The following is an 11,909-nucleotide window of genomic DNA, read 5'->3' as shown; positions in this document are numbered from 1 at the left end:
CATGTGTCAGCGGATCAGACCGCAGTGAACTGACGGGATCTGGAGCGCAATATAGTGCGCGTGTATTCCAGCTCGTTGATCACGGCCGCCGTGGCATGCCATAGATTGTGCGGTGTATCGCCTTCGTTTCGGCCCAATAGCCCATAGGTATTGATTGCCGTCAAACCTGCGCTCTCGAAGGCTTTTTCGATATCGAGCATGTTGGCAGACAAATAATCGATCAGGCCGCTCGCATTGGCGATGCCCTTGGCCATTTTTTGAGCGCTGAGTTCATGACTGGCTCCGGCGATTTCATGGCCTATTTCAATTGCACCCAACACTGCACCCGCCGTGGCGCTGATTTCAGCGGCAGCTTGCGGCAGCATTTCCTTGGCGCCAACACTGATCAGAGTCGACGCCACTTCCTTGGAGCCCTTGAGCACGCCCTTCTGCGTATCGGGGATCATTTTCGCGTACTTTTGCTGCAGGTAATGGACCGGTGCCATGGTTTTATATTCGGCTTTCTCGACGATTTTTTCCTTGGACAGACGGCTGGCCTTGAATTTGACAGAAGCGCTGGCGCCAGTGCGTTCTGCGGCGTAATCCCACAATCCGCTGATCAGTTTCTTCGCGCCAATGCCCATTGCAACCCCTACGACGTTACCTGCGCCGGGAGCGACGGCGCCCAGCGCCTGGGCGAGAATACCGACCAGAATGCCGCCACCGTAGGCCACGACTTGTCCGGCCAGGTGTACACCGGTGCGGCGCAGGGCGGCTCCCGCAAATTGCTCCGTCGAGCGCTGGTTGAGTACCTGTTGCTGGGCATCCAGACCGCGACGCAGCGACAGCGCCAGAATGTTCAGGTGACGTTCGACTTGATGCGACAGGTTGGCCCGAGCCCGGTAACTCTGTTTTTCCTCTTTGCTCAGTGCCTTTCGCTGATCGCGCTGAGCGGGTGTTTCGAGAAACCCGTCCAGGGTCTGGCCGTCGGTGTCAATGTGGCCAATCGGATTGTTGGCGACAAAGGCATACAGGTTCAGCCCGTCGATATCCAAGGCCGGATCAGCGCTGACCCAGCGTTGCAACCACGGTGCGTAATAGCGTGCGCCGTAGTAGTAAAGGCCACTGCTGTCCATTTCCCGGCCTGAATAGCGAATGGTTTTATAGCCGACTTCCAGTGTCGAGCGAGTTGCCAGCCAGGCGGTTCCACCAAATGCGTAGTAATGCTCCAGGCGTCAGCCTGCCGATCAAGCTCCAGTGCGCAAGAACCAAGATGGTCATCAAGGTTGTAGCGCAGTTGATCGGCCTCGATGCCGGGCGGTCGGCCACTGAGCCAGTGCAGGCAACGCGCCCCTGGAAGAATGATGACATGCAGTTGCTGGCCGTCGCTGCGGCTGTGGATTTCCAGGCCTGGCAGGTAGCGCACCTCGTGACGGTGGGTGACGGACGGGGTGTGGCTCAGCGCGCACTTGTAGATGCGCTCACCTTGGCTGTAACGGTAGGTTTCAACGTCGTCGGGCAAGCCGTTGCTGTGTTGCAGCAAGGTAACGCGGATCAGTTGATCACGACTGTCCCACGCCAGAGGCTGAGCGCCGGGTTGCAGTCTCAACTGGTTACCGTGCTCGTCGAAGTGATCGCTGAACACCGGGTCGGGATCACCGGGTTTCCAGCGCACCCCACGATTACTGTTCGGGTCAATCTTCATCAGTTGAGTGAAATTGTGGCCTTCGCGCACATGCACAAGTTCGACGAGGTTGTTTCCCGCGTCATATGCATAATGTTCGGTGTAGTTGTAGCGTCGTCCTGGATCGACAGGCTGGATCGGTTGCGGCAAACCGGGCGACTGCTGCGGGATCTCGCCTTCGAAGCCAAGACTTTCGACCAAACGATAAAGCGAGTCGTAGACAAAGAGACGGACGCCATCGACGCGCTGATTGGCAAAATACACCGTGGCCAGGGTGCGGTCCTCGATACGCAGGACATTGCCGACCGGGTCGTAGGTGTAGCGCAAGTCCTGCAGCGGTTTTTCCTGATCCTTGCCGGCCAGCAGATTCAGCAGCCGACCGTCAGCGGGATCGTATGCGCGGCGGCTGCGAACACCATTGCCGGCCAGTTGTTCCAGCGGTTGGCCGGAGGCGTTGTACGTGGCAGCGTCGAGCACCGGTTGTGCCGCGTCAGCCCCGGCTATCCACAGCGATACCCGACTTAACTGGCCGGCGACATCGTAGCTCGAGCGTTGTCGGTGACCACCGGCATCGGTGACTTGCACCACATTGCCGTGCGCGTCGAAATCCATACGCGTGATGAACGCTGCCGTCTCGCCAGACAGCGTACGGGTTTCACCCAAGGCCTTGCCATGCAGGCTGTATCCGTCGACCACCACCGTGGCGCCCGGGTCGGCGCTTTCGCTCAGCTCACCGCGCAGGTTATGCCCGGGGTCGGCATTGTGGTCGGCATAGCTGTAGCGCTCGACATCGTCTTGCGCATTTTCCGTGACGGCGATCAACCGCATCATCGGGTCGTATCGATAGCGCCATTGCTTGCCGCGCTGGTCGTGGCGTTGCAACACTTCATTGGCCAGACCGGGCAGATTGACGCGCCAGCCGGAATCGATGCTGTCGACTTTCAGTCGTTCGCCGTCCAGACGGTAGGCGGTGGTCAGGCAGGGCACTGGGAGCCGTGGGTCATATTGTTCGATCAGACGGCCGTTGGGGTCGTAACATTGGCGGGTGATCCGGCATTGGACTTCGGCGTCCACCACCGCCCGCAGATAAGCAACGGTTCTGACCGGCAGCCCCCTGGGATCGTGAGCCGACAGGGTGGGCGTTCGCCAGTGCACTGAAGGACTCATGCCCGCCCCTCCGTGAAACGGATCATTCAGGCTGCCTTTTTCCGGGTTCGGCGCTGCGCCAGCAAGAACTGATTGTCAGTAGTGCCCATCGCTTTGTACGCCGTCATCATGTCTTGAGAGCGCTTGATATTGGACAGCGTAAAACGGGTCAAACGACGCAGGTCTGAGCGAGAGATGGGAGTCAGGGTTTCTGCCGATGTCATATGGTTGATGTTCGGCAGGGAGTTGGCCGGGTAAACGATATCGGTGCCCAGCGCATCGAATGCATTTTCAGCCCAGCCGGCGCGTTGTTCTACCGCCGATTTCCAGTCATCGAGCATTGTGTCTATTTTCTTGATCTTTACCGGATCAAGGCGGTTTTTGATGTCTTCTGCTTCTATTGCCCGGGCAAACATGTTCAGTGCTGCGGGGATGATCGATATCCACGAAGCCATGAGCCGGCCCATGATGAAGGAGGGGTTGAGTACCGCATCAAGGCCCGGATGAATCAACTCGTCCTTCACGTTTCGCCAGGAGCTGATTTCCTTGGCGCCCGCTCTGATGCCCAGCCCGTGATCAATGGCCTTGACCGAGATCTGCGAGGTTTGCGGAATCAGTGGGCCCGTTCTGAGACCAGCGCTGTTGGCTATCGGATCGATCATGGCCGTGGCGGAGTCGCCGCCAATATTGCCGCCGATCACCCCTCCGGTGGTGGTGTAGGGTGTGGTGCCAGGTACATTGGGCATGATCAGGTCAACCTGCTTGCCGCCTGCGACACCACCCTCATAGCCGACGACCCCTCTCACGACTTCACCCGCCATGTTCAGTGCCAGATTCATCGCCACACCTTCCTCATGGAGAATGTTGTGGATTTGCCCCGCCACCTGCGTGGAGTGTCCCTGGACGCTTGAAAGAAAGGCTGAATACAGCATGATCACACTTTCCGCCCTGTTGTTTCCGTCAGGATCCACATAGCGCAGCGGATTGTTGCCGACGAACGCAAACCGGTTCGGCCCATCGACATCTCCCGCCGGATCCGCACTGACCCATCGTTGCAACCACGGCGCGTAATACCGCGCACCGTAGTAATACAAACCGCTGACATCCATTTCCTTGCCTGAATAGCGCAGCGTCTTGTAGTCAACCTCAACAGCCGAGTTCGCGCTCATCCACGCGGTCGCACCGAACGGGTAATAGCCTTCGTGGCTGATCAAGCGCGCCTGCTGGTCCAGTTCCATCACGCAGGAGCCCAAGTGATCATTGAGGGTGTAACGCAACTGGTTGTCGGCAACGCCCGGCGGTTTACCGCTGAGCCAATGCAGGCAAACGGCATGGCTGCCGCCGCTGGCGAGGCTGATGACGTGCAATTGCTCTGCGTTGTCCTTGCTGCGGATCTCCAGTCCGGGCAGGTAGCGCACTTCGTGGAAATGCCGGGTAGAACCGCTGTAGGTGTCGTGGCGTTTGTACACGCGCACGCCTTGGCTGTAGTGATAAAACTCGGCGTCATCCGCGCCGTTTTCGCGTTGGACCAGGGTCACCGAGGCCAGTTGATCGCGGGCGTCCCAGCGTAATGTCTGTCCCGGTTGCAGGGCCATCAGGTTGCCGTGGCGGTCGAATAGCTGAGCGAAATCCGGAGCGGGGTCACCTTCTTTCCAGCGCACACCGCGATTGCTCGCAGCATCGATACGCATCAACCGGGTCTGGCAGGCGCCGTCGCGCACATGACACAGTTGCGTCAGGTTGCCGCCGTGATCGTAGGTATAGGTCTGCAGGTAATTGCGTCGGTCGTTGGGGTCGCTCGGTTGCGGTCGGCCGGGAATGTCGCCGGGGGCAGCGTCGTCGTAACCGCTGGCGCTGATCAGCCGATACAGCGAGTCGTAGCTGAAGGTGCGTTCGCCGTCGACCCGCTGATTGGCGAAATGGCGGGGCGTGAAAGCGTGGTCGAGGATCCGGGTCGGATTGCCGACCGGGTCGTATTCATGCTCGAAGTCCTGCAGGGGCTGCTGCGCACCTTTCTGCGCCCATTGCCGTTGCACAAGCCCGGTGTCCGGCTCATAACGCCAGTAGCGGCTGACACCATTGCCGGCATGCTGCGCGATGATCTGTCCGGCGGCGTTGAAGTGCGCGTCGAGCAATACCGCTTGCCACGTGTTGTGTCCGGCCAACAGCAGTTGCAGATGCTTGAGCTGACCTGCGAGGTCATAGCGCGATTGCTGGCGGTGCCCGCCGGCGTCGGTCTGTTCCAGCACCGCGTCCAGCGGGCTGAAGATGCGCTGGGTGACAAATTCCCGGGCATCGGTAAAGGTGCGGCGTTCACACCGCAACTGACCGGTCAGGCTGTAGCTGTCCAGGTGCAGGGTGCCGGAAGGGTCGAACTGTTCCAGTAGTCGGCCACGCTGGTTGTGATCGGCCGGGGCACTGGCACCGGCATAGGTGAAGGTGTCGCTGAGCGGGTCGGCGCTGTTGCTGATCGACACCAGGCGCAGCAACTCATCGTAGCGGTTGCGCCAGTGCACGCCGCGTGCGTCCCAGCGCTGCAAGATTTGCCCGGCCAACCCGGGCAGACTCAGGCGCCAGCCGGCATCGACGTTGCTGACCTTGAGTGGCTGGCCGTTGAGGTCGTTGAGGTGGGTGATAGTCGGACCGTTCAGGCGTGGATCGAACTGCGCCACCAGATGCCCGGCCATATCGTGCTGTTGCCGCGTCACCAAGGCCACGGCCGGTTCATCGGCCAGTGCGCGCAGGTAGGCAACCTGACGCAGCGGCAAGCCGCGACTGTCGATCACGAGGAGCGACGGCGTGCGCCGATGGAGATTGGCGTTCATCAGTGCAGGGTCCAGGGGGATGCCGGCTTCGACTCGACGGATTCGTCGGTGTCGTTGAAGTCTTCACTGGTCTGATACCACGGATGATAGGCCTCGCGAGAAAAATAGCCCTTGGCGTTGATCAACTTGATCGGACGCCCGAGCGGGTCATAGAACAGTTGATCGAAGTAGCCGTACCGTCGCAGCGATTGATCATTGACGTAGCCGTGAGTGTCGGCAAAAAACGGCCGGAACTGCCGCACCGCCAGGCCCTTGTTGTTGTATTCGACCCGGGCGCTGACCCGCCAGCGTGACTCGGCGTGTTCCTCGCGCAGCTGTCCGCGATCGACGATCAGCGACCCATCAGCGGCCACCGCACAGGCGATTCCGGGTTCGACCCGTTGCTGGGTTTGCAGCGCGCGGCCAAAGCCGTCCACGTAGCTGATGATGATCTGCACTTGTGCCGCCACCGGATCATCGGGGTAACGGTCGGCACTCAGCGTCACGCTGTGCACCGGTGTGCGCGCAACCGCGTCGATGAGCTCATGCAGTGCCTGTTCGGCGGGTGTCGGCGCCGTCAATTGCGCGAGCCGTCGGCGCGCGCTGGCGCGAATGTGCAGGCTCGGCAACACATCGCCGCTGGCCAGCCATTGGTCAAGCAGCTGCGGCGTTGCGTTGATCGTCGCAGGCAACCGTCCCATCCAGCTGAACAAATCCCTGTGCAAGGTGCTGGCCGCTTTTTGTACGGTCGCTTGCGGGTTGGCGATGGCGGCGTCCGGGCCTGGATCTACTGGGCGGACGTATTCGTCGAGCGGTCGAAAACCGGCAGCGACAGCGTTTTCTGTGCCATGGAAACTGGTCGCAAAAGGTTGGCCGGAAGGTGCATAAAGCGCTTCCTGGATGTTCTCGTTGGCATCGATGATGCGCACGGGCTGCAGGGCATGGCGATCGTATTCGCAGCGGGTGATGCAGCCATCCGGCAGTTCGACGCTGATGACCAACAGGCGATACTCGTCATATTGCGCCTCGGTCCAGCCGTGGCTCAGGGTTTCGCGGTACTCAAGGACCCGGAAGAAATCCTTGGCCTCGGCGTACTTCGCGTAGTTGTAATGCGCGGACCAGAGGCTTTCTGCGTCCGCATTGATCGCCGAGTCTTCGAACAGCAACGCCATCGGTGTGTAACCGATGTTCGCCAGCTCCTGCAGGATATCGAACGGTGGCGGCACAACGTCGTAGGCGGCGAGGGCCGTCTTGTCAAAGCTGGCCATTTCCAGCGGCGCTTTCAGCGCTTCGAACCCGGCTGTACCGTCGGGCAGCGGACTGCCGTCTTCTGTCTCGATATAGCGCTGCACGGTTTGTCCGCTCAGCACCCGCAGGGCATTCCACTCGGGCGAGCGGACATGCTCTTTGAGTAATTCCCATGTCACCTGTTGCGGATTGAGGCCCGACGGCAGATCACTTTTGGGCAGCGCCAGCGCATTGCTGCGTTGCTGCCAGGGCAGGCCCAGCCGCCATTGATAGAGCTTGTCGTCCAGATCAATCGCGCGCGCGCGCGTTTCGTTGATATAAAACGACTGCTGCGCCGGGTCATGCGCGTCCCGCCACCACTGTTGCTCGTCGGGGTCGCTGAAAGGCGGCGGATCACCGGGCAGGCGCCGTCGTGCATAACTGATGGTCAGGCTGTGCGTGGCGTGGCCGTATTCGCTGCTGGCAAGCAACACTTCATGACGGCACAACGGGTCGTCAATGAAACCATCGTACTGATAGCTGAGTTTTTCCAGGGTCTGCACCAGCAGCACGGCTGCCAATCCCTGCCGACCTGTGGGCTGGACATCTCGTACCCGATAGCGAAACTCCTCTACCGCACAGAGCCGTGTATTGGCCGGCTCGTCAGTGCCGGTCCAGGTTTCGATGCGGGCGATGGCGCCGACCAGCGCGCGCGCGATTGTATGGCGTACGCCTTCGTCCTCTGGCGTTACGGGTTCATCGTATTCATCGCCGGGGTGATAGCGACTGAAGACGGTGGGTCGCAAATCAACTGCGTCACGGTCACCGTCGAAGTAGCCGTACCTTGACCGATCCATCGCCTGCCCGGTCAAGAACCAGGTACAGACCCGCACCGGTGCTGTGAAGCCAACCTCGTCATCGCCCGCCGAACGTTCACTGTCGCTCTGCTGCAGGTGACCGAAACCTCGAAACTCACGCTCGATACTGTCGTAGACGCCTTCGCGATAGAGGCACGATTGCGTCAGGCAATTGCCGGTGATTTCATCCAGTTGGCGTTGCCGGCTGACGACTTGAACCGCGAACGGTAAATGGCAGACCGGTATTTCTCCGGGATGATCGGTGAGCCACTGCTGTTTTTCATCCAGCCATTCCTGGGCAGAGCTGCGATAGACCACTTGCGTGGCGCAGCCCATGTTGTTGTTGCTAGCGGTCAGCAAGTAAGGCTTGGCCGCGACGAAGTCGTAGCGCCAGTGCTGCGGGGTCATGTGCGGCACCGTCAGAATCAGGCTGGCACAACCCAGGCCTTGCAGGTCGGCGAAACTGACCTGACACAGGCGGTCGTAACTCACGCCTTGCGGCCACGGCACGAAGACGGGCGTCTGTTCCAGACCTTTGCCGCCGCGATTGAGGTAGATCTCGAAGCCGGCGGTTTTCAGATAAAACAAGGCCGGTGCGCCGGAGCCGTCGATGTCGGCGATCCGCAGTTGTTCGACGTTGAATTCGCCATACAGGAAGGGCAGGGCACTGATCACCCGGCCTTGGCCGAATTTGCCATGCCCCAGATTGGGCCAGGATTTGATTTCGTTGTGCCGGATCCGGCACAGCTCGCTCATGTCACTGCCGAGCATGTTGCCCAGAAACACCAGTTCTGTGGGGGCGTTGCCGAACAGCGGCAGACTGTCCTCATCGTCTTCGCGAGGCACGTCTTCGGCGCTGGAAAATCCCTGCTCCCGGCGGTTGGCATACAAGCGCACCGCGCGCGGACCGATCAGTGCCAGTGAGTTGAGGCCATCACCGACCAGGTCGCCGAGCTGCGAAAGCGTGTTGAAAAATTCCAGCGGCATGCCGTTAAACGCGATGAATGGCGCCCAACTGCGGTCGGCATTCAACGTGCGATATCCGCTGATGCCCGGTTGGGCAACGCTCCAGTCCAGTCGTCCGTTGCCGGTCAGGTCGAGCAAGATTTGCCGGGCGGCGCCGTCGCGTCTGGCCACCGGGATCTGTTCCAGTTCAGTCCAGGGCGCATAGGTGATGGCGTCAGGTCCCGCGATTGCACGAAGCGGTTCGCGGTAATACCAGCACTGCTCGTAGCGGCAGAGAAATCCCGGTACACCTTCGCCGTACAGATCGACGCACTGGTAAAACTGCCCATCCTCGATGCCTGGCACAGTGTCTTCGGCGAACATCTGTGTGGGGATTTTATTGATCTCGAAGGGCGAATAGTCAAACTCCACCGGCGGTGTCGTCTCCAGCGCGCCGCTGGCATCGAAGGCCTGATAGTGAGCGGCGTTGATCCGGTTGTAAGTCCACGGATCAGAGGGCGACGGGTATTCGAGCAGCAGCCGCCGCACCAGCAGTGGATCCTCATCGGCAGGTCGCGAGAAGTTGTGGAACATCAGGATTTGTCGGCACAGGCGCCGCGTGCTCAGCTCGAAACCCTGACCGAAGGTGGAGAACGGATCCCGGCGTTTATCCCAGACAGTCAGGCTGTCGCCAGCGTACACCGGAGCCTCCGTCAGTGAACGGGTGCGCTCGCCGTAGTCGAGCAACAGATGGAAATGCCAATCCAGTTCGGCCGGATCGTCCACGGTCCAGCTGTACAAATGCTGGCTGGCGCTGACATTGCCATAGAACACCGCGTGCAAGTAACGCTGGGCGCGGTAATCGTGAATCGGGTCGAGGTCCTGATCATCGGCCAGATAGGCGAAGCAGATGTGCTCGCCAAGCGGATTCATGCTCTCGCACAGCAACCAACTACCGACGCGAAGTGCATCGTCCGGATCGGCCCGGCGCGAGGTGCGGGTCTTGCCGTATACCTGCAGTGAACCGTCCGCGCCGTGGATCAGCCAGAAGGGCGGTTCCTCTGGCTCACCCTGCGCAGTAACGGGCTGCCAGCGTTCGCGCAGGGTAAAGTCGCTCTCTACCCGTGGCCAGAAGCGCACCACGTTATGAGCGCCGACGGGAATGGCATTGTAGCTGTCTTCTACACGTGACTTTGGTGTGCCATCACTGTTCAGTTCGGGGTGCCAGACTTCACCGTCGTCACCGATGATTTCATCGAGATCGCTATAACGCGGTACACCTTTTTGAGTACTGCGGCTGATCTGTCCAATGCCCAGGCTCCAGCCGATGCCGAACGGCCCGTTGCCGGCCTGGCTGCTGTAAGTCAGCGTGAGTTGTGGATCCCAACCGCGTCCGGCGGACAAAGGCAGCGGCAGTTCAAATGAAGCCGCGCCAGTGGCACCCACTGCCCCCCAGCTTTTGCCGATCGTTGTGATCGATGCACTGCTGGCGATGGACGGGGTGATGATGCTCAGCTCTTGATCGGCCATGGTCGGATCCATTGCACACGTGACACACGTGAGTGCACAGACGCTACCAACAAGTAGGGAGTACGTAACCTGTCAGATCTGACAGGTGCCAAAGGGCTATTGATGTGCTGGGTACAAAAAAGGCCGGCTCGTCACAGGACGGGCCGGCCTTGTTCATGGCTGTGAAACGCTTACTGCACTTCTACCGCCAGGCTTTCGGCGATCTTCTGCTGCCAGATCGCCGGGCCGGTGATGTGTACCGACTCACCGTTGCTGTCCACTGCGACGGTGACCGGCATGTCCTTGACCTCGAACTCGTAGATCGCTTCCATGCCCAGTTCGGCGAAGGCCAGCACCTTGGATTTCTTGATGGCCTGGGCCACCAGATAAGCGGCGCCGCCCACGGCCATCAGGTACACAGCCTTGTTGTCCTTGATCGCTTCGATCGCGGTCGGGCCACGCTCGGACTTGCCGATCATGCCCAGCAGACCGGTCTGCTCAAGGATCTGACGGGTGAATTTGTCCATCCGCGTCGCGGTGGTCGGGCCAGCCGGGCCCACCACTTCGTCACCGACCGGATCTACCGGGCCGACGTAGTAGATGAAGCGACCTTTTAGATCCACTGGCAGGGTTTCACCCTTGTTCAGCATCTCGACCATACGCTTGTGCGCCGCGTCGCGGCCGGTGAGCATCTTGCCGTTGAGCAGGACGGTTTCGCCCGGCTTCCAGCTCTGCACTTCTTCCGGGGTCAGGGTGTCGAGGTTGACGCGACGGGCCGACGGGCCGGCTTCCCAGACGATTTCCGGGTAAGCATCCAGCGATGGCGCTTCCAGCGAGGCCGGGCCGCTGCCGTCGAGCACGAAGTGCGCGTGACGGGTGGCAGCGCAGTTCGGGATCATGCACACCGGCAGGGAGGCGGCGTGAGTCGGGTAGTCCATGATCTTCACGTCGAGCACGGTGGTCAGGCCACCGAGGCCCTGGGCGCCGATGCCCAACTGGTTGACCTTCTCGAACAGCTCCAGACGGATCTCTTCGATACGGTTCTGCGGGCCACGGGCTTTGAGTTCGTGAATGTCGATGGACTCCATCAACACTTCCTTGGCCATGACCGCGGCTTTCTCGGCGGTGCCGCCGATGCCGATGCCCAGCATGCCCGGTGGGCACCAGCCGGCGCCCATGGTCGGAACGGTCTTCAGCACCCAGTCAACGATCGAGTCGGACGGGTTGAGCATGGCCATTTTCGACTTGTTCTCGGAACCGCCGCCCTTGGCCGCCACGTCCACTTCCACGGTGTTGCCCGGGACGATGGAGTAGTGGATGACCGCCGGGGTGTTGTCCTTGGTGTTTTTACGAGCACCCGCCGGGTCGGCGAGGATCGAGGCACGCAGGACGTTTTCCGGCAGGTTGTAGGCGCGGCGCACGCCTTCGTTGATCATGTCGTCCAGGCTCATGGTCGCGCCATCCCAACGTACGTCCATGCCCACACGCACGAACACGGTGACGATGCCGGTGTCCTGGCAGATCGGACGGTGGCCGGTGGCGCACATGCGCGAGTTGATCAGGATCTGCGCGATCGAATCACGGGCCGCTGGCGATTCTTCGCGCAGGTAGGCTTCGTGCATCGCCTGGATGAAATCCACGGGGTGGTAGTAGGAAATGAATTGCAGGGCGTCGGCAACGCTCTGAATCAGGTCATCTTGCTTGATCACGGTCATGAGTCGCGCTCCTCTAAAAGACGGGAACATTCAATAAGGTGCT

Annotated in this window: 4 protein-coding genes; all 4 read right to left on the bottom strand. The window is 60.5% G+C overall.

The window, feature by feature from the left end; translation table 11 throughout:
- Positions 1 to 14: 14 nt before the first annotated feature.
- The 4 genes from ACYZUM_RS19570 to ACYZUM_RS19555 all read right to left on the bottom strand — a co-directional run bounded on the left by ACYZUM_RS19570 (position 15) and on the right by ACYZUM_RS19555 (position 11,866).
- The gene (locus tag ACYZUM_RS19570) at positions 15 to 1,157 is read right to left on the bottom strand and encodes an RHS repeat-associated core domain-containing protein (RefSeq protein ID WP_473061365.1); all 1,143 of its coding nucleotides are present in this window, start codon (positions 1,155 to 1,157) and stop codon (positions 15 to 17) included.
- Between the two features lie 1,699 nt (positions 1,158 to 2,856).
- On the bottom strand, positions 2,857 to 5,634 hold the full coding sequence (locus tag ACYZUM_RS19565; protein ID WP_473061065.1) for an RHS repeat domain-containing protein: 2,778 nt from the start codon (positions 5,632 to 5,634) through the stop codon (positions 2,857 to 2,859).
- Positions 5,634 to 10,172 carry a SpvB/TcaC N-terminal domain-containing protein gene (locus ACYZUM_RS19560; RefSeq protein ID WP_473061064.1) on the bottom strand — a complete coding sequence of 1,513 codons (4,539 nt, stop codon included), beginning with the start codon at positions 10,170 to 10,172 and terminating at the stop codon, positions 5,634 to 5,636. The genes ACYZUM_RS19565 and ACYZUM_RS19560 overlap by 1 nt, the downstream gene beginning before the upstream one ends.
- 170 nt (positions 10,173 to 10,342) lie before the next feature.
- Positions 10,343 to 11,866 (bottom strand): fumarate hydratase, encoded by a 1,524-nt coding sequence (locus ACYZUM_RS19555; protein ID WP_027612504.1) that lies wholly within the window; start codon positions 11,864 to 11,866, stop codon positions 10,343 to 10,345.
- Between the last annotated feature and the right edge of the window lie 43 nt (positions 11,867 to 11,909).

Source organism: Pseudomonas sp. m6p, from assembly GCF_055760375.1.
Note: the sequence above shows the minus strand (reverse complement) of the source record. Positions and strands in the feature narration are given on the sequence as shown.